General features: G+C 55.4%; 20 protein-coding genes, 1 tRNA gene, 3 rRNA genes and 1 riboswitch. Of the genes, 15 read left to right on the top strand and 9 right to left on the bottom strand.

Annotated elements, in window-relative coordinates:
* Position 1: 1 nt before the first annotated feature.
* The 5 genes from thiS to JY391_RS21085 form a co-directional block, all read right to left on the bottom strand.
* Positions 2 to 202, bottom strand: coding sequence for a sulfur carrier protein ThiS (gene thiS / locus JY391_RS21105; protein WP_060569356.1), 201 nt, complete (start codon positions 200 to 202; stop codon positions 2 to 4).
* Positions 186 to 941: a HesA/MoeB/ThiF family protein gene (locus tag JY391_RS21100; RefSeq protein WP_211934976.1), complete on the bottom strand. Its 756-nt coding sequence runs from the start codon at positions 939 to 941 to the stop codon at positions 186 to 188. The genes thiS and JY391_RS21100 overlap by 17 nt, the downstream gene beginning before the upstream one ends.
* Positions 928 to 1,569, bottom strand: coding sequence for a thiamine phosphate synthase (gene thiE, locus JY391_RS21095; RefSeq protein ID WP_042293012.1), 642 nt, complete (start codon positions 1,567 to 1,569; stop codon positions 928 to 930). The genes JY391_RS21100 and thiE overlap by 14 nt, the downstream gene beginning before the upstream one ends.
* Positions 1,569 to 3,464: a phosphomethylpyrimidine synthase ThiC gene (thiC, locus tag JY391_RS21090; RefSeq protein WP_211934975.1), complete on the bottom strand. Its 1,896-nt coding sequence runs from the start codon at positions 3,462 to 3,464 to the stop codon at positions 1,569 to 1,571. The genes thiE and thiC overlap by 1 nt, the downstream gene beginning before the upstream one ends.
* A gap of 88 nt (positions 3,465 to 3,552) precedes the next feature.
* Positions 3,553 to 3,704: riboswitch (TPP riboswitch) on the bottom strand.
* Between the two features lie 52 nt (positions 3,705 to 3,756).
* Complete coding sequence (locus JY391_RS21085; protein ID WP_042293006.1) at positions 3,757 to 4,245, bottom strand: Rsd/AlgQ family anti-sigma factor; 489 nt, start codon at positions 4,243 to 4,245, stop codon at positions 3,757 to 3,759.
* A 95-nt stretch (positions 4,246 to 4,340) separates the two neighbouring features.
* On the opposite strand from JY391_RS21085, the gene nudC reads away from it, so the two are divergent.
* From nudC to JY391_RS21055, 6 genes are all read left to right on the top strand, one after another.
* Positions 4,341 to 5,114, top strand: coding sequence for an NAD(+) diphosphatase (gene nudC, locus JY391_RS21080; RefSeq protein WP_211934974.1), 774 nt, complete (start codon positions 4,341 to 4,343; stop codon positions 5,112 to 5,114).
* A gap of 40 nt (positions 5,115 to 5,154) precedes the next feature.
* Positions 5,155 to 6,219, top strand: coding sequence for a uroporphyrinogen decarboxylase (gene hemE, locus JY391_RS21075; protein ID WP_042293003.1), 1,065 nt, complete (start codon positions 5,155 to 5,157; stop codon positions 6,217 to 6,219).
* A gap of 9 nt (positions 6,220 to 6,228) precedes the next feature.
* Positions 6,229 to 6,900, top strand: a complete 672-nt coding sequence (gene nfi / locus JY391_RS21070; RefSeq protein ID WP_042293000.1) for a deoxyribonuclease V — start codon at positions 6,229 to 6,231, stop codon at positions 6,898 to 6,900.
* A gap of 41 nt (positions 6,901 to 6,941) precedes the next feature.
* Entirely contained in the window at positions 6,942 to 7,532 is a 591-nt protein-coding gene (locus JY391_RS21065; protein WP_042292998.1) for a YjaG family protein, read from the top strand.
* Between the two features lie 186 nt (positions 7,533 to 7,718).
* On the top strand, positions 7,719 to 7,991 hold the full coding sequence (gene hupA, locus JY391_RS21060) for a nucleoid-associated protein HU-alpha (RefSeq protein ID WP_001044509.1): 273 nt from the start codon (positions 7,719 to 7,721) through the stop codon (positions 7,989 to 7,991).
* A 12-nt stretch (positions 7,992 to 8,003) separates the two neighbouring features.
* The gene (locus JY391_RS21055) at positions 8,004 to 8,699 is read left to right on the top strand and encodes a DUF1481 domain-containing protein (protein WP_042292996.1); all 696 of its coding nucleotides are present in this window, start codon (positions 8,004 to 8,006) and stop codon (positions 8,697 to 8,699) included.
* Positions 8,700 to 8,717: 18 nt separating this feature from the next.
* Here JY391_RS21055 and zraP read toward each other — a convergent pair whose 3' ends face one another.
* Positions 8,718 to 9,152 carry a zinc resistance sensor/chaperone ZraP gene (gene zraP, locus JY391_RS21050; protein WP_211935839.1) on the bottom strand — a complete coding sequence of 145 codons (435 nt, stop codon included), beginning with the start codon at positions 9,150 to 9,152 and terminating at the stop codon, positions 8,718 to 8,720.
* A 256-nt stretch (positions 9,153 to 9,408) separates the two neighbouring features.
* Here zraP and zraS point away from each other — a divergent pair, with 256 nt between their 5' ends.
* Both zraS and zraR read left to right on the top strand, forming a co-directional pair.
* A complete protein-coding gene (gene zraS / locus JY391_RS21045) occupies positions 9,409 to 10,812 on the top strand; it encodes a two-component system sensor histidine kinase ZraS (protein ID WP_211934973.1) in 1,404 nt (467 codons plus the stop codon).
* The gene (gene zraR / locus JY391_RS21040; protein ID WP_211934972.1) at positions 10,809 to 12,134 is read left to right on the top strand and encodes a sigma-54-dependent response regulator transcription factor ZraR; all 1,326 of its coding nucleotides are present in this window, start codon (positions 10,809 to 10,811) and stop codon (positions 12,132 to 12,134) included. Before zraS ends, zraR begins: the two co-directional genes overlap by 4 nt.
* Here zraR and purD read toward each other — a convergent pair.
* Both purD and purH read right to left on the bottom strand, forming a co-directional pair.
* Positions 12,131 to 13,420, bottom strand: a complete 1,290-nt coding sequence (gene purD, locus JY391_RS21035) for a phosphoribosylamine--glycine ligase (RefSeq protein ID WP_042292988.1) — start codon at positions 13,418 to 13,420, stop codon at positions 12,131 to 12,133. The genes zraR and purD overlap by 4 nt on opposite strands.
* Positions 13,421 to 13,431: 11 nt before the next feature.
* Positions 13,432 to 15,021 (bottom strand): bifunctional phosphoribosylaminoimidazolecarboxamide formyltransferase/IMP cyclohydrolase, encoded by a 1,590-nt coding sequence (purH, locus tag JY391_RS21030; RefSeq protein WP_060569364.1) that lies wholly within the window; start codon positions 15,019 to 15,021, stop codon positions 13,432 to 13,434.
* Positions 15,022 to 15,644: 623 nt separating this feature from the next.
* Between purH and JY391_RS21025 the strand changes: the two genes are divergently transcribed.
* The 4 genes from JY391_RS21025 to rrf all read left to right on the top strand — a co-directional run bounded on the left by JY391_RS21025 (position 15,645) and on the right by rrf (position 20,743).
* Positions 15,645 to 17,186 (top strand): 16S ribosomal RNA (locus tag JY391_RS21025).
* A gap of 84 nt (positions 17,187 to 17,270) precedes the next feature.
* A tRNA-Glu gene (locus tag JY391_RS21020) sits at positions 17,271 to 17,346 on the top strand.
* A 184-nt stretch (positions 17,347 to 17,530) separates the two neighbouring features.
* Positions 17,531 to 20,436: ribosomal RNA gene (locus tag JY391_RS21015) — 23S ribosomal RNA — on the top strand.
* A gap of 191 nt (positions 20,437 to 20,627) precedes the next feature.
* A 5S ribosomal RNA gene (gene rrf, locus JY391_RS21010) occupies positions 20,628 to 20,743 on the top strand.
* Together the 16S, 23S and 5S rRNA genes with 1 tRNA gene alongside form the textbook arrangement of a ribosomal RNA operon.
* An 82-nt stretch (positions 20,744 to 20,825) precedes the next feature.
* Here rrf and JY391_RS21005 read toward each other — a convergent pair.
* On the bottom strand, positions 20,826 to 21,263 hold the full coding sequence (locus JY391_RS21005; protein WP_042291320.1) for an acetyltransferase: 438 nt from the start codon (positions 21,261 to 21,263) through the stop codon (positions 20,826 to 20,828).
* A gap of 156 nt (positions 21,264 to 21,419) precedes the next feature.
* Here JY391_RS21005 and metA point away from each other — a divergent pair, with 156 nt between their 5' ends.
* The 3 genes from metA (at position 21,420) to aceA (ending at position 25,555) form a co-directional block, all read left to right on the top strand.
* Positions 21,420 to 22,349 carry a homoserine O-acetyltransferase MetA gene (metA, locus tag JY391_RS21000; RefSeq protein ID WP_042291319.1) on the top strand — a complete coding sequence of 310 codons (930 nt, stop codon included), beginning with the start codon at positions 21,420 to 21,422 and terminating at the stop codon, positions 22,347 to 22,349.
* A gap of 268 nt (positions 22,350 to 22,617) precedes the next feature.
* A complete protein-coding gene (gene aceB, locus JY391_RS20995) occupies positions 22,618 to 24,219 on the top strand; it encodes a malate synthase A (RefSeq protein ID WP_181822194.1) in 1,602 nt (533 codons plus the stop codon).
* Between the two features lie 31 nt (positions 24,220 to 24,250).
* Positions 24,251 to 25,555, top strand: a complete 1,305-nt coding sequence (aceA, locus tag JY391_RS20990) for an isocitrate lyase (protein ID WP_211934971.1) — start codon at positions 24,251 to 24,253, stop codon at positions 25,553 to 25,555.
* Positions 25,556 to 25,665 lie beyond the last annotated feature (110 nt).

The raw sequence follows: 25,665 nt of genomic DNA, 5'->3' as shown, positions 1-25,665 counted from the left end.
CTCAACCCCCTGCGATAACCTGAAAAAGCAGGATCTGGTCGCCTTCCTGCACGATTTGGCGTTCCCACTGCTCGCGCGGCAGGATCTGTTGATTGAGCGCCAGCGCGGTGCCGGGCTTAAGCTGATTGAGCTGCGTCAGCAGGTCTGACACCGACAGCTCACTCGCACACTGTATTGGCTCATCATTAAACACGATTTGCATGTTGCCCTCCGCAGACCGGACAGTTGCTGGCGCGCCGTAACGCCAGGCTGCGCCACTGGCTGGTTTTGCCGTCAAACAGGCGCATTTCGCCGGTGGGCGCTTCCACACCGCTAAGCCATTTGATCGCCTCCAGTGCCTGTAATGCGCCCATCACCCCAACCACCGGGCCAACCACGCCTGCGGTACGACAGTTGCGCTCAGGCTCATCGTCGTCCGGCCACAGGCAGCGGTAACAGCCCTGCGTCCAGGGCGGCGTCAGTACCATGAGCTGTCCGCCGAACCCAACGGCGCTGGCGGTAATCAGCGGCGTATCAAGCGCCACGCAGGCAGCGTTAATCGCCTGACGCGTCGCCATATTATCGGTGCAGTCGAGCACCACATCCGCCTGCGCCACCGCCTGCCTGAGGGCGTCACCGGTCAGGCGTTGCGGTAACGCGATCAACTCGATATCCGGATTGAGACGCGCCAGACGCTGCCGCGCGATCTGCGATTTGGGGTGCGCGATATCATCAGCAGTGAACAGTATTTGTCGTTGCAGGTTGCTGATGTGCACCTCGTCGTCGTCGGCCAGCACCAGCGTGCCGATGCCTGCGCCAGCCAGATAAAGCGCGGCAGGCGAACCTAAACCGCCCAGGCCGACAATCAGCACATGGCTGTCGAGTAGCCTTTGCTGCCCTTCTACGGCAATCTCGCCAAGCAGAATTTGACGGCTGTAGCGCATAAAATCACGATCGTTCATCACCCACTCCTGCTAATTCGAGTAACTGCGCGGTAGCGACGCGCCAGTCTTCGGCCTGAGTGATCGCACTGACCACCGCAATGCTACCGACACCGGTTTCCAGCACGGCAGGGGCGCGTTCAAGGCTGATCCCGCCGATGGCGACGGTGGGATAATCGGCAAGGCGCTTAATGTGGGCCGTCAACTGCGTCAACCCCTGCGGCGCCGAAGGCATCTGTTTGGTTTGCGTCGGGAAAACGTGGCCGAGGGCGATATAGGAGGGGCGAGCGGCGAGCGCCACGTCGATCTCCATATCGTCATGAGTGGAAACGCCAAGTCGCAAGCCGGCTTCGCGGATGGCATGCAAATCGGTGGTTTCCAGATCTTCCTGGCCCAGATGTACGCCGTAGGCATTGTGCTTGATCGCCAGCCGCCAGTAGTCGTTGATAAACAGGCGGGCATCGTAGCGACGCCCGAGCGCAATGGCGGCGGCCACGTCAGCTTCTACCTCTTCATCGCGTTTATCCTTGATGCGTAGCTGGAGGGTACGTACGCCCGCCTCCAGCAGGCGTTCGATCCACGCGACGCTGTCGACAACCGGATACAGCCCCAGACGAAAAGGGACGGAAGGAAAATCGGGCTGATACATCACGCTTCCTCCTTACGCAGATAAATTTCGCCGCCCCTGGCGCGGAAATTCTCCGACATATCCGCCATCCCCACTTCAATGGTCTGCGCGGCGGCGTAGTCACGCACTTCCTGGCTGATTTTCATCGAGCAGAATTTGGGCCCGCACATGGAGCAGAAGTGGGCTACTTTGCCTGATTCCTGCGGCAGGGTTTCGTCGTGATAGGCGCGAGCGGTAAACGGGTCCAGCGCCAGGTTGAACTGGTCTTCCCAGCGGAATTCAAAGCGCGCTTTCGACATCGCGTTGTCGCGGATCTGCGCGCCCGGGTGGCCTTTCGCCAGATCCGCGGCGTGGGCGGCAATTTTGTAGGTGATCAGCCCCTGTTTCACGTCCTCTTTGTTTGGCAAACCGAGGTGTTCTTTCGGCGTCACATAGCAGAGCATGGCGCAGCCAAACCAGCCGATCATCGCCGCACCAATGCCGGAGGTGAAGTGGTCATATCCCGGTGCAATATCCGTGGTTAACGGCCCCAGGGTGTAGAACGGCGCTTCGTGGCAGTGTTCCAGCTCCTCGGTCATGTTGCGGCGGATCATCTGCATCGGCACATGTCCAGGCCCCTCGATCATCACCTGTACGTCGTATTCCCAGGCGATTTTTGTCAGCTCGCCCAGGGTATGCAGTTCAGCGAATTGCGCTTCGTCGTTGGCATCCTGAATGGAACCGGGGCGCAGGCCGTCTCCCAGCGAGAGCGAAACGTCGTAAGCGGCGCAGATTTCGCAGATCTCGCGGAAATGCGTATAGAGGAAGTTTTCCTGATGATGGGACAAACACCACTTCGCCATGATCGACCCACCGCGCGAGACGATGCCGGTCAGGCGTTTCGCCGTCATTGGCACGTAACGCAGCAACACGCCGGCGTGAATAGTGAAGTAGTCCACGCCCTGTTCCGCCTGTTCCAGCAATGTGTCGCGAAAGGCTTCCCAGGTGAGATCTTCAGCGATCCCATTAACTTTCTCCAGCGCCTGATAGATCGGGACAGTGCCGATCGGCACCGGGCTGTTACGCAGGATCCACTCGCGGGTTTCGTGAATATAGCGGCCGGTGGAGAGGTCCATGACCGTGTCTGCGCCCCAGCGGGTTGACCATACCAGCTTTTCCACCTCTTCTTCGATGGAGGAAGTGACCGCCGAGTTGCCGATGTTAGCGTTGACCTTCACCAGGAAATTGCGGCCAATGATCATTGGCTCGGATTCCGGGTGATTGATGTTGGCGGGAATAATCGCGCGGCCCGCAGCCACTTCGTCACGCACAAACTCCGGCGTGATGTTCTCCGGCAGGCGTGCGCCAAAGCCCTCGCCCGGATGCTGATGGCGCAGGACTTCGCTGTGGATGCGCTCGCGACCCATGTTTTCACGAATGGCGATAAATTCCATCTCTGGCGTGACGATCCCCTGGCGGGCGTAATGTAGCTGTGTGACACGGCGACCCGCTTTGGCGCGTTTTGGCGTCAGCAGGCCGGTAAAGCGCAGCGCATCCAGACCGTCGTCGGCCAGGCGAGCTTTGGTATAGGCAGAGCTGCGATCGCTGAGCGCTTCACTGTCGTCACGCGCGTCAATCCACGGTTGGCGCAGTTTCGCCAGACCCTGCTGCACGTTGATGGCAATTTCCGGGTCGCCATAGGGGCCGGAGGTATCGTACACCGGTACGGCTTCATTAGCTTCGAACTGAGGAGCCTCTTTGCTGCCGCCGATAAGCGTCGGGCTAAGCTGGATCTCCCGCATCGGGACGCGGATATCCGGCTGTGAACCGGTAATGTAGATCCGCTTCGAATTGGGGAAAGCGGTGCCTTCCAGCGTATCAATAAAATGCTGGGCCTGGGCGCGCTGCTCGCGACGGGTTAACTGAGTGGTAGACATAGCTCATTCCATAAAAAATTAAGGACGTGGCTTGTCAGACGACGGATGGAGTAATGGATGTGCGCCGCCCTTGCGGGCAGGTGCATGATGCAGAATTACTCTTGTTCCCTTCGCAGGTCTTAACCTGATCAGGTTCCGCGGATCCCGAATTAACGGTCTCAGCCTTTTCCACTTCATTCTTTGCGTTACCTTCTGGCATCGCGGATACGTTGTGGAAATCAGGCACTCCGACAAGATGACATCCCCTCCGGAGAGGGGGACGTTTTTAACCTACTCGTTAATTGCGCAGAACTCAAGCAGGTCGTTTAATTCTGGCGTGGTCATGCATGGCGTCAAATACCAGCATAATCAGCTTATCTTCGAGAACAAAGCGTGCTTCCAGCGCTTCGCCGATATCCGACAGCGCCTGTTGAAATTCATAGCAATTGTCATGATCGATGGCGGTCTCGAGAGTGGAATCATAGTAGTTCATGATCTGCTGGGTATTGGCTTCCAGCTGTGGCCAGATTTTGGTCGCGTTTAAAAGCTGACCGTTCCCTTCCAATTTATGCAGAATACGTTCATAAATACTGAAGTGTCCGGCGGAAAGGTAATCGACCAGGCTCTGACAAAAATCATCCAGCGCTTTTTCATTCAACCGCATGTACGATTCTTTGCCAGGCTTAATGCCAACCAGATTGTAGTAAGCCACGAGCAGATGCTTACGTACATGTAGCCAGCGATCAACCAGTTTATTACTTCCACCGACGCGTTCCGTCAGGTTTTCCAGCTGGTTTAACATGATTGACTCCGCAAGTGTAGAGTTAAAACTGCTTACCCAGAAATGTAAAAATAATGTTATCAACATGCCAGTGACGCAAAGGTAGTGCAAGAGCTATGGATCGTATTATTGAAAAATGGGATCACGGCTGGTGGATCGTCAGTCATGAACAAAAATTATGGTTGCCCTATGGGGAATTGCCACACGGCGACGCGGCAAATTTCGATCTTGTGGGACAGCGCGCATTACACATTGGCGAATGGGAAGGTGAGCCTGTCTGGTTGATACAGCAGCAGCGTCGTCACGATATGGGGTCAGTCCGCCAGGTTATCGATCAGGATGTCGGCTTGTTTCAATTGGCGGGGCGGGGCGTGCAGCTGGCGGAGTTCTTCCGCTCGCACAAATTCTGCGGCTACTGCGGTCACCCTATGCACCCGAGTAAAACCGAATGGGCAATGCTGTGTCGCCACTGCCGTGAACGCTACTATCCACAAATCGCCCCCTGTATTATTGTCGCCATTCGTCGTGATGATACCCTTCTGCTCGCCCAACATACCCGCCATCGCAATGGCATTCATACCGTGCTCGCCGGGTTCGTGGAGGTGGGCGAAACGCTGGAACAGGCTGTCGCGCGCGAAGTGATGGAAGAGAGCGGGATTACAGTGAAAAATCTGCGCTACGTGACCTCGCAGCCGTGGCCGTTCCCGATGTCGTTGATGACCGCGTTTATGGCGGAATACGACAGCGGCGAGATTGTCATCGATCCAAAAGAGTTGCTGGAAGCGGACTGGTATCGCTACGACGATTTACCGCTTCTGCCGCCGCCAGGCACCGTCGCGCGGCGTCTGATCGAAGATACGGTGGCAATATGTCGGGCTGAATATGAATGACATGGTAAACTGACGGACTGACGCAATAAGGAACTGCAAAATGACCGAACTGAAAAACGATCGTTATCTGCGTGCGCTGCTGCGCCAGCCCGTTGATGTCACCCCGGTATGGATGATGCGCCAGGCTGGCCGTTATTTACCGGAGTATAAAGCGACCCGCGCCCAGGCAGGCGATTTTATGTCCCTGTGCAAAAACGCCGAGCTGGCCTGCGAAGTCACGCTCCAGCCGCTGCGCCGTTATCCGCTGGATGCGGCGATCCTCTTTTCGGACATTCTGACCATTCCGGATGCGATGGGGCTGGGCCTTTACTTTGAAGCCGGAGAAGGCCCACGTTTTACTTCGCCGGTCGCCTGTAAGGCTGACGTCGACAAACTCCCCATTCCCGATCCGGAAGACGAGCTGGGCTACGTGATGAACGCCGTGCGTACGATTCGCCGTGAACTGAAAGGCGAGGTCCCGCTCATCGGCTTCTCCGGTAGCCCGTGGACGCTGGCGACCTACATGGTGGAAGGCGGCAGCAGCAAGGCTTTCACCGTGATCAAGAAGATGATGTACGCCGACCCGCATACCCTGCACGCGCTGCTCGATAAGCTGGCGAAAAGCGTCACGCTGTATCTCAACGCGCAAATCAAAGCGGGCGCCCAGTCGGTGATGATTTTCGATACCTGGGGCGGCGTGCTGACCGGACGCGACTATCAGCAGTTCTCACTGTACTACATGCACAAAATTGTCGATGGCCTGCTACGCGAAAATGACGGTCGCCGCGTGCCGGTCACACTATTCACCAAAGGCGGCGGACAGTGGCTGGAAGCAATGGCGGAAACCGGCTGTGACGCGCTGGGACTGGACTGGACCACCGATATTGCCGACGCGCGTCGCCGCGTCGGGCATAAGGTCGCCCTGCAAGGCAACATGGACCCGTCGATGCTTTATGCGCCGCCTGCCCGCATCGAAGAGGAAGTGGCGTCTATACTTTCTGGTTTCGGCCAGGGCGAAGGCCACGTCTTTAACCTCGGCCACGGCATCCATCAGGATGTGCCGCCGGAACACGCTGGCGCATTTGTGGAGGCCGTACACCGACTGTCCGCGCAATACCACCGCTAAGGAGAAACCATGGATCTCGCGTCGCTACGCGCTCAACAACTTGACCTTGCTTCATCCGTGATCCGCGAGGATCGGCTCGATAACGATCCGCCGGATCTGATCGCCGGGGCAGACGTCGGGTTTGAGCAGGGGGGAGAGGTGACGCGAGCAGCAATGGTTTTGCTGAAATACCCTTCTCTTGAGCTGGTCGAATACAAGGTGGCGCGTATCGCCACCACCATGCCTTATATCCCCGGCTTCCTCTCGTTTCGTGAATACCCCGCGCTGCTCGCGGCGTGGGAACAACTGTCGCAAAAACCCGACCTGCTGTTTGTCGACGGTCACGGTGTTTCACACCCGCGCCGTCTCGGCGTCGCCAGCCATTTTGGGCTACTGGTGGACGTGCCCACTATTGGCGTGGCGAAAAAACGCCTGTGCGGCAAGTTTGAACCGCTCTCCGCGGAGCCTGGCGCACTGGCGCCGCTGATGGACAAAGGCGAGCAACTGGCCTGGGTGTGGCGCAGCAAGGCGCGGTGTAATCCGCTGTTTATCGCGACAGGGCATCGCGTCGGGCTGGACAGCGCGCTGGCGTGGGTGCAACGCTGCATGAAAGGCTATCGTCTGCCGGAGCCGACTCGCTGGGCGGATGCCGTTGCGTCAGGGCGTCCGGCCTTCACGCGATGGCAGGAAATTCAGCCCTGATTAATGTACACTGCGGCTAATTTCCGTTTCGAGAATTCATCATGTTACAAAACCCGATTCATCTGCGTCTGGAACGCCTGGAAAGCTGGCAGCACGTTACGTTTATGGCCTGCCTGTGCGAGCGCATGTATCCGAACTACGCCATGTTCTGCAAACAGACGGACTTTGGCGACGGTCAGGTGTATCGCCGTATCCTCGACCTCATCTGGGAAACGCTGACGGTGAAAGACGCGAAAGTGAATTTCGACAGCCAACTGGAGAAGTTCGAAGAGGCGATTCCGGTCGCGGACGACTATGACCTGTATGGCGTTTATCCGGCGATAGACGCCTGTGTGGCGTTGAGCGAACTGGTACATTCTCGTTTGAGCGGAGAAACGCTTGAGCATGCCATTGAAGTCAGTAAGACATCCATTACCACGGTAGCGATGCTGGAAATGACTCAGGCGGGTCGCGAAATGACCGATGAGGAGCTGAAAGAGAACCCTGCGGTTGAGCAGGAATGGGATATTCAGTGGGAAATATTCCGACTTTTAGCCGACTGCGAAGAACGCGACATTGAACTGATAAAAGGGCTCAGAGCAGACCTGCGTGAGGCTGGCGAGAGCAATATCGGTATAAATTTTCAGCAATAAGACACGAAAACGTGATTTAACGTCTGAATTGTCGTGCCTGAAGGCTTCCCTTCCGCCCCCCGTCTGGTCTACATTTGGAGGGCGAAAAAAAGTGGCTATCGGTGCGTGTATGCAGGAGAGTGCTTTTCTGGCATTTCCGTCGCACTCGATGCTTAGCAAGCGATAAACACATTGTAAGGATAACTTATGAACAAGACTCAACTGATTGATGTAATTGCAGACAAAGCAGAACTGTCCAAAACCCAGGCTAAAGCTGCTCTGGAATCTACTCTGGCTGCCATTACTGAGTCTCTGAAAGAAGGCGATGCTGTACAACTGGTTGGTTTCGGTACCTTCAAAGTGAACCACCGTGCTGAGCGCACTGGCCGCAACCCGCAGACCGGTAAAGAAATCAAAATCGCCGCTGCTAACGTACCGGCATTTGTTTCTGGTAAGGCACTGAAAGACGCTGTTAAGTAAGACCGCGTGGCTGTGAACAGTTTTAACGAAGGGGCGGTGTCGCCCCTTTTGTCTGTCTGGCGTCGTACGCTGGCGCTGGCGGGCGTGCTGTTGCTGACGGCCTGCAGTCATAACGCTTCTCCACCGCCCTTTACCGCCAGCGGATTCGCTGACGATCAGGGCGCCGTGCGTATCTGGCGTAAAGATGAAGCGGACGGCGTGCATCTGCTTTCGGTGTTTAGCCCGTGGCGTAACGGCAGTACTACCACCAGCGAGTACCGCTGGCAGGGAGAAACCCTCTCTCTGATTGAACTCAATATTTACAGCAAACCGCCGGAGCATATCCGCGTGCGGTTTGACGATCGCGGTGAGCTGAGCTTTATGCAGCGTGAAGTCGACGGACATAAGCAGCAGCTTTCTAACGATCAAATCGCCTTATACCGCTATCGCGCGGGGCAGATTCGCCAGACCAGCGACGCACTGCGCCTGGGGCGCGTGGTGTTGCGACAGGGACGCTGGCATGCCGCTGAGCGTACGGTGACCACCTGTGAAGGTGAAACACTGAAACCCGATCTGGAGCCATGGGCAATGAATCATATCGAGCGCCGCCAGCGCCACTCGTCAATGGACGTAAGCGTGGCGTGGCTGGAAGCGCCCGAAGGGTCACAGCTGTTGCTGGTGGCAAACTCTGACTTCTGTCGCTGGCAGCCGACCGAGAAGACGTTCTGACGCAAGTCGGCGTGCGCTTTACCAGTGCCCCATCCCCATATGACCGCCACGTCCTCCGCAGCCGCCGTAGCCCATACCCGTGCCCTGCGGTACGCCTGCTTCCGCCATCTCCACATCGCGTTTCACCCGCAGATCGTCCAGCGACTGGCGTAACGACGTCATTTCTTTCGCGACGGCGTTGATCTTTGCGCTGTCCGGGGGATTGGTGGAGAGCAGCGCGTTGTACTCATAACGTTTAGACATAAGCTGCTGGCGCAGTGTGTTGGCCTGGTTGTAGTACGTATTATGGATTTTTTGTGCGGCGACTTGCTGTTCCGCAGTGAGCGGAGCGGTGTTTTGCTGCCACATACCGTCGCCATAACCCCAGTGATGCCGTGCCAGCGCCGGGCTGGCGCCCAAAACCATCAGCGAAAGCGCAATCATCGCCAGGCCTGCTTTGTTATTCCGTTTCATCATTTATCCTCCTGTTGGTCATCTCACTCACCGTATTGCATCTTCCGTGCCAGCGGACTCAGCCCCGGAAATGGCGGCCTGAGTCAGCGCGCTCACGAAAAAGCGAGTAAAAATGACCCGCCGGAATAACCCCGCGCGTCATTTTTACTCGTTTCGGGCCGGGGTTGAGTGCCTGAACAGGGATATGCGCGGTAAAAAGTGGCATGATTTCTGCTGAATCGGGAGAGATTAATAACGGGTGAAAGCGAAGGGGATTATGCGACACCACAAGGATACGGTTACGAAATGGCTCAGCGGCATACTGCCCGTCGCCATTCTGATTCTGGTCGGGCTATTCGCCGCCGCGGTGATCCGTGATTATGGCCGGGAAAGTGACTCTGCACGTCAGACGCTACTGGAAAAAGGCGGCGTGCTGATTCGCGCGCTGGAGTCGGGCACGCGCGTCGGGATGGGGATGCGCATGCATCACGCCCAGCAGCAGACCCTGTTGGAAGAGATGGCAGGGCAGCCTGGCGTGCTTTGGTTTGCGGTCACGGACGCGCAGGGAAATATCCTGATGCACAGCGATCCTGCGCGGGTGGGCGGAACCCTTTACGCGGCAGATGAGATACAGCATTTGCATCCCGGTGAGGACGCGCGCTGGCGCTCTGTTGACGCCGTGGATGAACAGGGGAAAACCGTTCCCGCACTGGAGATTTACCGCCAGTTCCAGCCACTACATTCGCCGGGTCGACACGGCATGGGCGCCATGCCGCGTTGCGAGGGGCGCAATGCTGGAATATCTTCCACGCCGCAGACGATTTTCATCGCCTTTGACGCCAGTGAGTTAGCCACCACCCAGGCGCGTGAATGGCGCAATATGCTGATCATGCTTTTCGCCTTAACGACAGTGCTGTTGGCGACGTTGATGGCCTTTTTCTGGTACCGGCGATATCTCCGTTCGCGACAACTGCTTCAGGACGAAATGAACCGGCAGGAAAAACTGCTGGCGCTTGGGCATCTGGCGGCGGGGGTGGCGCATGAAATCCGCAATCCGCTGTCATCCATTAAAGGGCTGGCGCGGTATTTTGCCGAGCGCGCCCCGGCGGGCGGTGAAGCGCACGCGCTGGCGCAGGTGATGGCGAAAGAGGCCGACCGGTTAAACCGGGTCGTCAGCGAGCTACTTGAGCTGGTGAAGCCCGCTCATTTGACGCTCCAGCCGGTAGATCTCAATACGGTCATTACCCATTCGCTGCAGTTGGTGAGCCAGGACGCGCAGAGTCGGGCTATTGAATTGCGGTTTACGCCCAATGCGGCCCTGCCGCTTATCCAGGCCGATCCGGACAGGTTGACGCAGGTGTTGTTAAACCTTTACCTGAACGCGATACACGCCATCGACAGGCAAGGTACGATTAACGTCGATATAAGCATGAGCGGCGCCGATCGCGTTAAGATTGTCGTTGCAGACAGCGGGAAGGGGATTGCGCCGGAACAGCTGGAGACGATTTTTACCCCTTACTACACCACAAAAGCCGAAGGCACCGGGCTGGGCCTGGCGGTAGTGCAAAACATCATTGAACAGCATGGTGGGACGATCAAGGCAGAAAGCCCGGCGGGCAAAGGCGCTATCTTTACCCTCTGGCTGCCGGTAAAAGCAAAACAGAAGGAAGTACAAGGATGACGGGCGAAACGATCGACATTCTGGTGGTAGATGATGATGTCAGCCACTGCACGATATTACAGGCGCTGCTTCGCGGCTGGGGCTATAACGTCGCGCTGGCATACAGCGGGCGGGCGGCGCTGGAGAAGATACGCGAGCATGTCTTTGACCTGGTATTGTGCGATGTGCGCATGGCGGAACTGGATGGTATTGAGACGCTCAAAGAGATTAAAGCGCTTAACCCGGCAATTCCGGTACTGATTATGACAGCGTTTTCCAGCGTCGAGACGGCGGTGGAAGCGTTAAAAACCGGGGCGCTGGATTACCTGATCAAACCGCTGGATTTTGACCGCCTACAGGAGACGCTGGAGAAATCGCTGGCCCATGCGCAGGAGGCGCCGGGCGATCTGCCGTCCGTTTCCGCCCGCCAGTTCGGTATGGTGGGAAAAAGCCCGGCGATGCAGCAGCTGTTGAGCGAAATCGCAATGGTTGCCCCATCCGACGCGACGGTGCTGATTCATGGTGACTCCGGTACTGGCAAAGAGCTGGTCGCGCGCGCGCTCCATGCCAGCAGCGCGCGCAGCGACAAGCCGCTGGTCACGCTGAACTGTGCGGCGCTCAATGAGTCCCTGCTGGAATCCGAACTGTTCGGGCATGAAAAGGGGGCGTTTACCGGCGCCGACAAGCGTCGCGAGGGCCGCTTTGTCGAAGCCGACGGCGGTACACTGTTTCTGGATGAGATCGGCGATATCTCGCCCATGATGCAGGTGCGTCTGCTGCGGGCAATCCAGGAGCGTGAAGTGCAGCGGGTAGGCAGCAACCAGACGCTCACGGTTGACGTACGTCTGATCGCCGCCACCCATCGGGATCTGGCGCAGGAAGTCAGCGCCGGGCGCTTTCGTCAGGATCTCTACTACCGGCTGAACGTGGTAACCATCGAAATGCCGTCCCTGCGTCAGCGTCGGGAAGACATTCCGCTGTTAGCCGAACATTTTCTTCAGCGTTTTGCGGCACGTAACCGCAAAGCGGTGAAAGGCTTTACGCCACAGGCGATGGATCTGCTGATTCATTACGCCTGGCCGGGGAATATCCGCGAACTGGAAAACGCCATTGAGCGTGCCGTGGTGTTGCTGACGGGAGAGTACATTTCAGAACGTGAATTGCCGCTGACGATTGCGGGACAGCCGATCCCGCTTGTGCAGGAGCAAACCATTCAGCCGCTGGTGGAGGTTGAAAAAGAGGTGATTCTGGCGGCGCTTGAAAAAACGGGCGGCAACAAAACGGAAGCCGCCCGTCAGTTAGGGATTACGCGTAAAACGCTGCTTGCAAAACTGTCGCGTTAGTTTTGCTCGCGTTCAATGGCGCGCCAGCCGATGTCGTGACGGCAGAAGCAGTCGTCCCAGCGGATGTCGGTCATTAAGGCATACGCCCGTTTCTGGGCTTCGGCAACGGTGTCACCGAGTGCGGTGACGCACAGAACGCGACCACCGCTGGTGACGACCTGCTCGTCATCAGCCAGTTTTGTACCGGCGTGGAAGACTTTACCGTCCGCCACGTCTTCCAGCGGCAGGCCGTGGATCACATCGCCGTTGCGGTAGTCACCCGGGTATCCGCCCGCGGCCATCACCACGCCCAGTGAAGCGCGCTTATCCCATTCGGATTTTTGTGCGTCCAGTTTGCCTTCGCAGGCCGCCAGACACAGTTCAACCAGATCGGACTTCATGCGCAGCATGATAGGCTGGGTTTCCGGATCGCCAAAGCGGCAGTTGAATTCAATGACCTTCGGGTTACCCTGCTTGTCGATCATTAGCCCCGCATACAAGAAACCGGTATACGTATTGCCTTCCGCCGCCATCCCTTTTACGGTTGGCCAGATAATGCGTTCCATGGTGCGCTGATGAACGTCGTCGGTAACCACTGGCGCGGGCGAGTAGGCACCCATTCCGCCAGTGTTCAGGCCGGTATCGCCATCGCCCACGCGCTTATGATCCTGACTGGTTGCCATCGGCAGTACATGCTCGCCGTCCACCATCACGATAAAGCTGGCTTCTTCCCCGTCGAGAAATTCCTCGATCACGATGCGGTGACCCGCGTCGCCAAAAGCGTTGCCTGCCAGCATATCCTGAACCGCGGCTTCCGCCTCTTCGAGCGTCATCGCGACAATCACGCCTTTCCCGGCGGCCAGACCGTCGGCCTTGATGACAATTGGCGCGCCTTTTTCACGTAAGTAAGCCAGAGCAGGCTCCACGTCGGTGAAGTTCTGATATTCCGCCGTCGGGATGTGATGACGAGCGAGAAAATCTTTGGTGAAGGCTTTGGAGCCTTCGAGCTGCGCGGCGCCTTCGGTTGGCCCGAAGATTTTCAGACCCGCGGCGCGGAAGGTATCCACCACCCCCATCACTAACGGCGCTTCCGGCCCGACGATGGTGAGATCGATCTTCTCGCTTTGGGCGAAATTCAGCAGCGCCGGAATATCGGTAGCGCTGATTGCCACATTCTGCAGCGTGGGTTCCAGCGCGGTACCGGCGTTACCCGGCGCAACATAGACGGTTTCGACTTTCGGCGACTGAGCCGCTTTCCACGCCAGCGCATGTTCGCGCCCGCCGTTGCCGATCACTAATACTTTCATCTGTTGCTCCATTAATGGCGGAAGTGGCGCATGTCGGTGAAGATCATCGCGATGCCGTGTTCATCGGCGGCGGCAATCACTTCATCATCGCGGATAGAACCGCCAGGCTGGATCACGCAGCTCACGCCCACGGCGGCAGCGGCGTCAATACCATCGCGGAACGGGAAGAAGGCGTCAGAAGCCATTGCAGAACCTTTGACTTCCAGACCTTCATCGCCTGCCTTAATCCCGGCGATTTTCGCGGAATAAACGCGGCTCATCTGGCCTGCGCCAATGCCGATAGTCATATTCTCTTTCGCATAAACAATGGCGTTAGACTTCACGAATTTCGCCACTTTCCAGCAGAACAGCGCGTCACGCAGTTCCTGCTCACTCGGCTGACGTCTGGTCACCACGCGCAGATCGGCTTCCGTCACCATGCCCAGATCGCGATCCTGAACCAGCAGACCGCCGTTTACGCGTTTGAAGTCCAGACCCGGCACGCGTTCTGCCCATTGGCCGCAAACCAGCACGCGCACGTTCTGTTTGGCAGAAGTGATTTTCAGCGCTTCTGCAGAGGCCGATGGCGCGATGATCACTTCAACAAACTGGCGGGAGATGATGGCCTGAGCAGTTTCAGCATCCAGCTCGCGGTTGAAGGCGATAATGCCGCCGAACGCGGAGGTCGGGTCGGTTTTGTAGGCGCGATCGTAGGCATCCAGAATAGAAGTGCTTACCGCAACGCCGCACGGGTTGGCGTGCTTGACGATAACGCAGGCCGGCTCGCTGAATTCTTTCACACATTCCAGCGCAGCGTCGGTGTCGGCAATATTGTTATAAGAGAGCGCTTTGCCCTGAACCTGCTGAGCGGTGGCGACCGACGCTTCTTTTATCTCTTCTTCTATATAGAAGGCGGCCTGCTGGTGGCTATTCTCACCGTAACGCATATCCTGTTTTTTAATAAAGTTCAGGTTCAGGGTACGCGGGAAACGACCGGCGGCGTCTTTACTTTCGCCGTGGTAGGCCGGAACCATACTGCCAAAGTAGTTGGCAATCATGCTGTCGTACGCGGCGGTGTGTTCGAAGGCTTTGATGGCGAGGTCGAAACGCGTCTTCAGGGTCAGTGACCCTTCGTTGGCATCCATTTCGTTAATGATGGCGTTGTAGTCGCTGCTCTTTACCACAATGGCGACATCTTTATGATTCTTGGCGGCGGAGCGCACCATGGTCGGACCGCCAATATCAATGTTTTCAACCGCGTCTTCCAGCGAGCAGCCTTCACGGGCTACGGTCTGGGCGAACGGATACAGGTTCACCACAACCATATCAATAGGCGCGATACCGTGTTGTTCCATAATGCCATCATCCTGGCCGCGACGGCCAAGAATGCCGCCGTGGACTTTAGGATGCAGGGTCTTCACGCGTCCATCCATCATTTCCGGGAAACCGGTGTAATCGGAAACTTCGGTCACCGGCAGACCTTTATCTGCTAACAGACGGGCAGTGCCCCCTGTCGACAGCAGCTCCACACCACGTGCGGAAAGTGCCTGGGCGAATTCGATGATACCGGCCTTGTCAGAAACACTGAGCAGAGCGCGGCGGACTGGACGACGTTGTTGCATGGTAAATCCCCTGGATTTGACTATTACAGAGAGCGTTAGCTGAATCTTTCTCGAAAAACTTAGCTAACGCCCCTTATGGGGCATCCTTGTTTTGCGGGGGCATTGTAACGAAAACGTTTGCGCAACGCTCGCGAATTTTTCTTTTTCGATTTCGACATCGCTTATCCCATTGTTGAAGATCCTTTATTGCAGGAACGATCTACGCAAAGATCGCCATCTTTGTGGATAACTCTGTGTGTAAAAGGGTATAAGGCGGGGTTTTGCTGGGGAATGCAGCAGTCAGACATTTTTCTGCAATTTTTCTATTGCGGATGCTCGGGAACTCCCTATAATGCGCCTCCATCGACACGGCGGATGTGAATCACTTCACACAAACAGCCGGTCCGGTTGAAGAGAAAAATCCTGAAATTCAGGGTTGACTCTGAAAGAGGAAAGCGTAATATACGCCACCTCGCGACAGAGCGCTGAAGCGCGTCGCAACTGCTCTTTAACAATTTATCAGACAATCTGTGTGGGCACTCAAAGTGACATGGATTCTTAACGTCGCAAGACGAAAAATGAATACCAAGTCTCTGAGTGAACACGTAATTCATTACGAAGTTTAATTCACGAGCATCAAACTTAAATTGAAGAGTTTGATCATGGCTCAGATTGAACGCTGGCGGCAGGCCTAACACATGCAAGTCGAACGGTAACAGGAAGCAGCTTGCTGCTTCGCTGACGAGTGGCGGACGGGTGAGTAATGTCTGGGAAACTGCCCGGTGGAGGGGGATAACTACTGGAAACGGTAGCTAATACCGCATAACGTCGCAAGACCAAAGAGGGGGACCTTCGGGCCTCTTGCCACCGGATGTGCCCAGATGGGATTAGCTTGTTGGTGAGGTAACGGCTCACCAAGGCGACGATCCCTAGCTGGTCTGAGAGGATGACCAGCCACACTGGAACTGAGACACGGTCCAGACTCCTACGGGAGGCAGCAGTGGGGAATATTGCACAATGGGCGCAAGCCTGATGCAGCCATGCCGCGTGTATGAAGAAGGCCTTCGGGTTGTAAAGTACTTTCAGCGGGGAGGAAGGGATTGTGGTTAATAACCGCAGTCATTGACGTTACCCGCAGAAGAAGCACCGGCTAACTCCGTGCCAGCAGCCGCGGTAATACGGAGGGTGCAAGCGTTAATCGGAATTACTGGGCGTAAAGCGCACGCAGGCGGTCTGTCAAGTCGGATGTGAAATCCCCGGGCTCAACCTGGGAACTGCATTCGAAACTGGCAGGCTTGAGTCTCGTAGAGGGGGGTAGAATTCCAGGTGTAGCGGTGAAATGCGTAGAGATCTGGAGGAATACCGGTGGCGAAGGCGGCCCCCTGGACGAAGACTGACGCTCAGGTGCGAAAGCGTGGGGAGCAAACAGGATTAGATACCCTGGTAGTCCACGCCGTAAACGATGTCTACTTGGAGGCTGTGCCCTTGAGGCGTGGCTTCCGGAGCTAACGCGTTAAGTAGACCGCCTGGGGAGTACGGCCGCAAGGTTAAAACTCAAATGAATTGACGGGGGCCCGCACAAGCGGTGGAGCATGTGGTTTAATTCGATGCAACGCGAAGAACCTTACCTGGTCTTGACATCCACGGAAGACTGCAGAGATGCGGTTGTGCCTTCGGGAACCGTGAGACAGGTGCTGCATGGCTGTCGTCAGCTCGTGTTGTGAAATGTTGGGTTAAGTCCCGCAACGAGCGCAACCCTTATCCTTTGTTGCCAGCGGTCCGGCCGGGAACTCAAAGGAGACTGCCAGTGATAAACTGGAGGAAGGTGGGGATGACGTCAAGTCATCATGGCCCTTACGACCAGGGCTACACACGTGCTACAATGGCATATACAAAGAGAAGCGACCTCGCGAGAGCAAGCGGACCTCATAAAGTATGTCGTAGTCCGGATTGGAGTCTGCAACTCGACTCCATGAAGTCGGAATCGCTAGTAATCGTGGATCAGAATGCCACGGTGAATACGTTCCCGGGCCTTGTACACACCGCCCGTCACACCATGGGAGTGGGTTGCAAAAGAAGTAGGTAGCTTAACCTTCGGGAGGGCGCTTACCACTTTGTGATTCATGACTGGGGTGAAGTCGTAACAAGGTAACCGTAGGGGAACCTGCGGTTGGATCACCTCCTTACCTTAAAGAACCTGCCTTTGTAGTGCTCACACAGATTGTCTGATAGATGTAGAGAAGCAAGGCGTCTTGCGATTGAGACTTTGTGTCCCCTTCGTCTAGAGGCCCAGGACACCGCCCTTTCACGGCGGTAACAGGGGTTCGAATCCCCTAGGGGACGCCACTTGCTGGTTTGTGTGAGTGAAAGTCGCCGGCCGTTATATCTCAAAACTGACTTGCGAGTCATGTTTGAGATATTTGCTCTTTAAAAATCTGGATCAAGCTGAAAATTGAAACACAGAACAACGAAAGTTGTTCGTGAGTCTCTCAATTATCGCAATCAGAAGTGAAACATCTTCGGGTTGTGAGGTTAAGCGACCAAGCGTACACGGTGGATGCCCTGGCAGTCAGAGGCGATGAAGGACGTGCTAATCTGCGAAAAGCGTCGGCGAGGTGATATGAACCTTTGACCCGGCGATGTCCGAATGGGGAAACCCAGTGTGATTCGTCACACTATCGTTAACTGAATACATAGGTTAACGAGGCGAACCGGGGGAACTGAAACATCTAAGTACCCCGAGGAAAAGAAATCAACCGAGATTCCCCCAGTAGCGGCGAGCGAACGGGGAGCAGCCCAGAGCCTGAATCAGCCAGTGTGGTAGTGGAAGTGTCTGGAAAGGCACGCGATACAGGGTGACAGCCCCGTACACAAAACCGCACCGGTTGTGAGCTCGATGAGTAGGGCGGGACACGTGGTATCCTGTCTGAATATGGGGGGACCATCCTCCAAGGCTAAATACTCCTGACTGACCGATAGTGAACCAGTACCGTGAGGGAAAGGCGAAAAGAACCCCGGCGAGGGGAGTGAAAAAGAACCTGAAACCGTGTACGTACAAGCAGTGGGAGCCTCTTTATGGGGTGACTGCGTACCTTTTGTATAATGGGTCAGCGACTTATATTCTGTAGCAAGGTTAACCGTATAGGGGAGCCGCAGGGAAACCGAGTCTTAACTGGGCGTTAAGTTGCAGGGTATAGACCCGAAACCCGGTGATCTAGCCATGGGCAGGTTGAAGGTTGGGTAACACTAACTGGAGGACCGAACCGACTAATGTTGAAAAATTAGCGGATGACCTGTGGCTGGGGGTGAAAGGCCAATCAAACCGGGAGATAGCTGGTTCTCCCCGAAAGCTATTTAGGTAGCGCCTCGTGAATTCATCTCCGGGGGTAGAGCACTGTTTCGGCTAGGGGGCCATCCCGGCTTACCAACCCGATGCAAACTGCGAATACCGGAGAATGTTATCACGGGAGACACACGGCGGGTGCTAACGTCCGTCGTGAAGAGGGAAACAACCCAGACCGCCAGCTAAGGTCCCAAAGTCATGGTTAAGTGGGAAACGATGTGGGAAGGCTCAGACAGCCAGGATGTTGGCTTAGAAGCAGCCATCATTTAAAGAAAGCGTAATAGCTCACTGGTCGAGTCGGCCTGCGCGGAAGATGTAACGGGGCTAAACCATGCACCGAAGCTGCGGCAGCGACGCTTATGCGTTGTTGGGTAGGGGAGCGTTCTGTAAGCCGTTGAAGGTGTGCTGTGAGGCATGCTGGAGGTATCAGAAGTGCGAATGCTGACATAAGTAACGATAAAGCGGGTGAAAAGCCCGCTCGCCGGAAGACCAAGGGTTCCTGTCCAACGTTAATCGGGGCAGGGTGAGTCGACCCCTAAGGCGAGGCCGAAAGGCGTAGTCGATGGGAAACAGGTTAATATTCCTGTACTTGGTGTTACTGCGAAGGGGGGACGGAGAAGGCTATGTCGGCCGGGCGACGGTTGTCCCGGTTTAAGCGTGTAGGTGTGTGTTCCAGGTAAATCCGGTTCACTTTAACACTGAGGCGTGATGACGAGGCACTACGGTGCTGAAGTGACAAATGCCCTGCTTCCAGGAAAAGCCTCTAAGCATCAGGTAACATCAAATCGTACCCCAAACCGACACAGGTGGTCAGGTAGAGAATACCAAGGCGCTTGAGAGAACTCGGGTGAAGGAACTAGGCAAAATGGTGCCGTAACTTCGGGAGAAGGCACGCTGATATGTAGGTGAAGTGATTTACTCATGGAGCTGAAATCAGTCGAAGATACCAGCTGGCTGCAACTGTTTATTAAAAACACAGCACTGTGCAAACACGAAAGTGGACGTATACGGTGTGACGCCTGCCCGGTGCCGGAAGGTTAATTGATGGGGTTATCCGTAAGGAGAAGCTCTTGATCGAAGCCCCGGTAAACGGCGGCCGTAACTATAACGGTCCTAAGGTAGCGAAATTCCTTGTCGGGTAAGTTCCGACCTGCACGAATGGCGTAATGATGGCCAGGCTGTCTCCACCCGAGACTCAGTGAAATTGAACTCGCTGTGAAGATGCAGTGTACCCGCGGCAAGACGGAAAGACCCCGTGAACCTTTACTATAGCTTGACACTGAACACTGGTCCTTGATGTGTAGGATAGGTGGGAGGCTTTGAAGCGTGGACGCCAGTCTGCGTGGAGCCGCCCTTGAAATACCACCCTTTAATGGCTGGTGTTCTAACGTAGGCCCGTAATCCGGGTTGCGGACAGTGTCTGGTGGGTAGTTTGACTGGGGCGGTCTCCTCCTAAAGAGTAACGGAGGAGCACGAAGGTTGGCTAATCCTGGTCGGACATCAGGAGGTTAGTGCAATGGCATAAGCCAGCTTGACTGCGAGCGTGACGGCGCGAGCAGGTGCGAAAGCAGGTCATAGTGATCCGGTGGTTCTGAATGGAAGGGCCATCGCTCAACGGATAAAAGGTACTCCGGGGATAACAGGCTGATACCGCCCAAGAGTTCATATCGACGGCGGTGTTTGGCACCTCGATGTCGGCTCATCACATCCTGGGGCTGAAGTAGGTCCCAAGGGTATGGCTGTTCGCCATTTAAAGTGGTACGCGAGCTGGGTTTAGAACGTCGTGAGACAGTTCGGTCCCTATCTGCCGTGGGCGCTGGAGAACTGAGGGGGGCTGCTCCTAGTACGAGAGGACCGGAGTGGACGCATCACTGGTGTTCGGGTTGTCATGCCAATGGCACTGCCCGGTAGCTAAATGCGGAAGAGATAAGTGCTGAAAGCATCTAAGCACGAAACTTGCCCCGAGATGAGTTCTCCCTGAGACTTTAAGTCTCCTGAAGGAACGTTGAAGACGACGACGTTGATAGGCCGGGTGTGTAAGCGCAGCGATGCGTTGAGCTAACCGGTACTAATGAACCGTGAGGCTTAACCTTACAACGCCGAAGATGTTTTGGCGGAATTGAGAAAATTTTCAGCATTGATTCAGAGTCCGAAGGATTTTGCGCTGAGACAAGGCGGCAAGTGAAGCGACGGAAGGAGCATACAAAAGTATGTGACTGACGTTCGCAGGCGCAGCCAACGCAGTATCAGCACAAAAGACACAGGACAGAGCACAAAGAATTTGCCTGGCGGCCTTAGCGCGGTGGTCCCACCTGACCCCATGCCGAACTCAGAAGTGAAACGCCGTAGCGCCGATGGTAGTGTGGGGTCTCCCCATGCGAGAGTAGGGAACTGCCAGGCATCAAACAAGTGAAAAGCCCATCCTGACGGATGGGCTTTTTGCGTTTCTGGCGCTGGTCTACACCATCCAACGCGATCTGACCTATCGATATACTAAATTCAACAACGGGTACGGTTTTCCCAGATCGTCCACTTCTGAACGGCCCGTTACTGTAAACCCCATTTTTTTATAGAATCCCACTGCCTGCGCATTCTGTTCGTTAACATTGGTTGTGAGCTCCGGGGCCAGTGTAAGTGCATGTTCAATCAATAATTTTCCAATTCCACATCCGCGAACGTCTGGATCCACAAACAGCGCATCCATATGTTCACCGGTCAGCAGCATAAAGGCCACAGGGACATCCTTTTCATCGACGGCCACCCATAACGGCGCTTCTGGCAGAAATGATTTCACCAGTTCCTCAAGCTCGGCTCGATACGCTTTTGACAGAAAATCATGCGTGGCATCGACTGAACGACACCAGATTTTGACCAGCTTATCCCCATCATCATGTCGCGATCGGCGAATGTTAATAACCATACTTTCTCCTTTTCTTCATGCTTATAGTCTAACGCACTTACCGACGTGAAACTTTCTCACCTTCAACATGCAGGCTCGACATTTTGCCGATTTCTCGGTATCTTCGGCTATCTGGATGTCTAAACGTATAAACGTATGTTGTGAGGTTATCAGGTTATGCCGATTCGCGTGCAGGACGAGCTACCCGCCGTCAATTTCTTGCGTGAGGAAAACGTCTTTGTGATGACGTCTTCCCGCGCGTCAGGTCAGGAAATTCGTCCGCTGAAGGTACTTATTCTCAACCTGATGCCGAAGAAAATCGAAACTGAAAATCAGTTCCTGCGCCTGCTTTCCAATTCGCCGCTGCAGGTGGATATCCAGTTGCTCAGGATCGACGCGCGTGAGTCGCGCAACACGCCAGCAGAGCATCTGAATAACTTTTATTGCAACTTTGAAGATATCTGCGATCACAACTTCGATGGACTGATTGTCACTGGCGCACCGCTGGGGCTGGTTGAGTTTAACGATGTCGCTTACTGGCCGCAGATCAAACAGGTTCTGGAATGGGCGAAAGATCATGTGACCTCGACACTGTTTGTCTGTTGGGCGGTACAGGCTGCGCTTAACATCCTTTACGGTATTCCCAAGCAAACTCGCGCCGATAAACTGTCTGGCGTCTATGAACATCACATCTTGCATCCCCATGCCTTGCTGACGCGCGGTTTTGATGATTCCTTCCTTGCGCCGCACTCGCGCTATGCTGACTTTCCGGCGGCGCTGATTCGTGACTATACCGATCTCGAGATCCTCGCAGAAACAGAGGATGGAGACGCCTATCTTTTTGCCAGCAAAGATAAACGCATTGCCTTTGTGACCGGCCATCCGGAATACGATGCGCACACGCTTGCCAGCGAATATTTTCGTGATGTTGAAGCCGGGCTGAATCCGGACGTACCGTATAATTACTTCCCTAAAAACGATCCGCAAAACAAACCGCGCGCCACCTGGCGAAGCCATGGAAATTTACTGTTTACCAACTGGCTCAACTATTACGTCTATCAGATTACCCCGTACGATCTGCGTCACATGAATCCAACACTGGATTAATCTTCTGCCGCTGACGATCCTAAAGCGTTTCAGCAGCTTGCATCAGGCACCTTCGGGTGCCTTTTTTATTTCCGAAATTCACTTCATCTTGTAATTAAACTTTATTATTAATGTTATCAATAAGTTACTTGATAATTAAATTAAAAATGGAAATTGTTTTTGATTTTGAAATTTAATTGAGTAGTCTTAGTTGTGCTGAACGAAAAGCGCACAACGATCCTTCGTTCGCATTGGGGATGTAATGTGATCCATGACGAGGAGCTTAAGAATGAATCAACAGGCGACGACCACCGATGAATTGACCTTCACCAGGCCGTATGGCGAGCCGGAGAAGCAAATCCTCACCGAAGAAGCAGTGGCTTTTCTGACTGAACTGGTGACGCGTTTCACGCCCAAACGCAACAAGCTGCTCGCGGCGCGCATCCAGCAACAGCAGGATATTGACAACGGTAATCTGCCAGATTTTATTTCGGAAACGACTTCCATTCGTGAGGGTGATTGGACGATTCGCGGCATCCCGGCGGATTTACAGGATCGACGCGTTGAGATCACCGGACCGGTTGAGCGCAAGATGGTTATTAATGCCCTGAATGCCAACGTGAAGGTGTTTATGGCCGATTTTGAGGATTCACTGGCGCCGGAATGGAGCAAAGTGATCGACGGACATATTAACCTGCGCGACGCGGTCAATGGCACCATCAGCTACACCAACGAAGCCGGTAAAATTTACCAACTCAAGCCCGATCCGGCGTTACTCATCTGCCGCGTTCGCGGTCTGCATTTGCCGGAAAAACACGTCACCTGGCGCGGCGAGGCGATCCCGGGCAGCCTGTTCGACTTTGCGCTCTATTTCTTCCACAACTATCAGGCGCTGCTGGCCAAAGGCAGCGGCCCCTACTTCTATTTGCCGAAAACGCAGGCCTGGCAAGAAGCGGCATGGTGGAGTGAAGTCTTTAGCTACGCAGAAGATCGCTTCAATCTGCCACGCGGCACCATTAAAGCGACTCTGCTCATAGAAACGCTGCCTGCTGTTTTTCAAATGGATGAAATCCTCCACGCGCTGCGTGACCACATTGTTGGTCTGAATTGTGGCCGCTGGGATTATATCTTCAGCTATATAAAAACGTTGAAAAATCATCCGGATCGCGTCCTGCCGGACCGCCAGGTGGTGACAATGGATAAACCCTTCCTCAGCGCCTACTCACGCCTGCTGATAAAAACTTGCCACAAGCGCGGCGCGTTCGCGATGGGGGGCATGGCGGCGTTTATTCCGAGCAAAGATGCCGAGCGTAATAATCAGGTGCTCGAAAAGGTAAAAGCGGATAAAGCGCTGGAGGCGAAAAACGGCCACGACGGCACCTGGATTGCACATCCGGGGCTGGCGGATACCGCAATGGCAGTGTTTAACGAGGTGCTGGGTGAAAACAAAAACCAGCTTTTCGTCACCCGTGAGGAGGATGCGCCAATCACTGCCGAACAGCTTCTGGCGCCGTGTGAAGGAGAGCGTACTGAAGAAGGGATGCGCGCCAACATTCGCGTGGCAGTGCAGTATATCGAGGCGTGGATCTCCGGTAACGGCTGCGTACCGATTTACGGCCTGATGGAAGATGCGGCGACGGCGGAAATTTCCCGCACCTCCATCTGGCAGTGGATCCACCACGAAAAAACCCTCAGCAACGGCAAGCCGGTAACCAAAGCGCTGTTCCGCCAGATGCTGGCCGAAGAGATGCGGGTGATCCAGGACGAGCTGGGCGAGCACCGTTACAGCAGCGGGCGTTTCGATGACGCTGCGCGCCTGATGGAGCAAATCACCACATCAGATGAGTTAATCGACTTCCTGACCCTGCCGGGATACCGCTTCCTGGCGTAATTCACCACATAACAATATGGAGCATCTGCACATGAAAACCCGTACCCAACAAATTGAAGAATTACAAAAAGAATGGACACAACCGCGCTGGGAAGGCATTCGTCGCCCTTATAGCGCGGAGGAAGTGGTGAAATTACGCGGCTCGGTCAATCCGGAATGCACGCTGGCACAGCTTGGCGCGGCGAAAATGTGGCGCTTGCTGCATGGTGAGGCGAAAAAAGGTTACATCAACAGCCTCGGCGCGCTGACCGGTGGCCAGGCGCTGCAGCAGGCGAAAGCCGGTATTGAGGCGGTCTATCTGTCAGGTTGGCAGGTGGCGGCGGATGCTAACCTGGCCTCCAGCATGTACCCGGATCAATCGCTGTATCCGGCGAACTCGGTACCGGCGGTGGTGGATCGGATCAACAATACGTTTCGTCGTGCGGATCAGATCCAGTGGTCCAGCGGGATTGAACCAAACGATCCGCGCTATGTGGACTACTACCTGCCGATCGTGGCGGATGCGGAAGCCGGTTTTGGCGGCGTGTTAAACGCGTTTGAGCTGATGAAATCGATGATTGAAGCCGGTGCAGCGGCCGTTCACTTTGAAGATCAGCTGGCTTCCGTCAAGAAATGCGGTCACATGGGCGGCAAGGTGCTGGTGCCGACGCAGGAAGCGATCCAGAAACTGGTTGCCGCGCGTCTGGCGGCGGATGTGATGGGCGTGCCTACGCTGCTGATTGCCCGTACTGACGCCGACGCGGCGGATCTGATTACCTCCGACTGCGACCCGTACGATAGCGAATTTATTACCGGCGAGCGCACCAGCGAAGGGTTTTTCCGCACCCGCGCAGGGATCGAGCAGGCAATCAGTCGTGGTCTGGCCTACGCCCCGTATGCCGATCTGGTGTGGTGTGAAACCTCCACGCCGGATCTGGCGCTGGCGAAACGCTTTGCCGAGGCCATCCACGCCAAATATCCAGGCAAACTGCTGGCCTACAACTGCTCGCCGTCATTTAACTGGCAGAAGAATCTGGATGATACGACCATCGCCAGCTTCCAGCAGCAACTGTCGGATATGGGCTACAAATATCAGTTCATCACATTAGCCGGGATCCACAGCATGTGGTTCAACATGTTCGATCTGGCACATGCTTATGCGCAGGGCGAAGGCATGAAGCACTACGTTGAGAAAGTGCAGCAGCCGGAATTCGCCGCCGGTAAAGAGGGCTATACCTTTGTTTCTCATCAGCAGGAAGTGGGTACCGGTTATTTCGATAAAGTCACCACCATCATTCAGGGCGGCGCGTCATCGGTTACCGCATTAACCGGGTCGACAGAAGAGTCGCAGTTCTGATGACCTGATGACCTGATGACCTGATGACCTGATGACCTGATGACCTGATGACCTGATGACCTGATGACCTGATGACCTGATGTCCGGTGGCGCGCGCTTACCGGGTCTAC

It is taken from the genome of Citrobacter sedlakii, assembly GCF_018128425.1.
Classification (GTDB): Bacteria; Pseudomonadota; Gammaproteobacteria; order Enterobacterales; family Enterobacteriaceae; genus Citrobacter_A; species Citrobacter_A sedlakii.
Note: the sequence above shows the minus strand (reverse complement) of the source record. Positions and strands in the feature narration are given on the sequence as shown.

Bases quoted from the DNA above. Each gene is read 5' to 3' on its own strand.
- JY391_RS21065 (WP_042292998.1), top strand. From the start codon at position 6,942: ATGTTACAAAACCCGATTCATCTGCGTCTGGAACGCCTGGAAAGCTGG.
- zraP (WP_211935839.1), bottom strand. From the start codon at position 9,152: ATGAAACGGAATAACAAAGCAGGCCTGGCGATGATTGCGCTTTCGCTG.
- thiS (WP_060569356.1), bottom strand. From the start codon at position 202: ATGCAAATCGTGTTTAATGATGAGCCAATACAGTGTGCGAGTGAGCTG.
- hupA (WP_001044509.1), top strand. From the start codon at position 7,719: ATGAACAAGACTCAACTGATTGATGTAATTGCAGACAAAGCAGAACTG.
- JY391_RS21100 (WP_211934976.1), bottom strand. From the start codon at position 941: ATGAACGATCGTGATTTTATGCGCTACAGCCGTCAAATTCTGCTTGGC.
- JY391_RS21005 (WP_042291320.1), bottom strand. From the start codon at position 21,263: ATGGTTATTAACATTCGCCGATCGCGACATGATGATGGGGATAAGCTG.
- purD (WP_042292988.1), bottom strand. From the start codon at position 13,420: ATGAAAGTATTAGTGATCGGCAACGGCGGGCGCGAACATGCGCTGGCG.
- zraR (WP_211934972.1), top strand. From the start codon at position 10,809: ATGACGGGCGAAACGATCGACATTCTGGTGGTAGATGATGATGTCAGC.
- purH (WP_060569364.1), bottom strand. From the start codon at position 15,021: ATGCAACAACGTCGTCCAGTCCGCCGCGCTCTGCTCAGTGTTTCTGAC.
- aceA (WP_211934971.1), top strand. From the start codon at position 24,251: ATGAAAACCCGTACCCAACAAATTGAAGAATTACAAAAAGAATGGACA.
- metA (WP_042291319.1), top strand. From the start codon at position 21,420: ATGCCGATTCGCGTGCAGGACGAGCTACCCGCCGTCAATTTCTTGCGT.
- thiC (WP_211934975.1), bottom strand. From the start codon at position 3,464: ATGTCTACCACTCAGTTAACCCGTCGCGAGCAGCGCGCCCAGGCCCAG.
- zraS (WP_211934973.1), top strand. From the start codon at position 9,409: ATGCGACACCACAAGGATACGGTTACGAAATGGCTCAGCGGCATACTG.
- nfi (WP_042293000.1), top strand. From the start codon at position 6,229: ATGGATCTCGCGTCGCTACGCGCTCAACAACTTGACCTTGCTTCATCC.
- aceB (WP_181822194.1), top strand. From the start codon at position 22,618: ATGAATCAACAGGCGACGACCACCGATGAATTGACCTTCACCAGGCCG.
- thiE (WP_042293012.1), bottom strand. From the start codon at position 1,569: ATGTATCAGCCCGATTTTCCTTCCGTCCCTTTTCGTCTGGGGCTGTAT.
- JY391_RS21085 (WP_042293006.1), bottom strand. From the start codon at position 4,245: ATGTTAAACCAGCTGGAAAACCTGACGGAACGCGTCGGTGGAAGTAAT.
- nudC (WP_211934974.1), top strand. From the start codon at position 4,341: ATGGATCGTATTATTGAAAAATGGGATCACGGCTGGTGGATCGTCAGT.
- hemE (WP_042293003.1), top strand. From the start codon at position 5,155: ATGACCGAACTGAAAAACGATCGTTATCTGCGTGCGCTGCTGCGCCAG.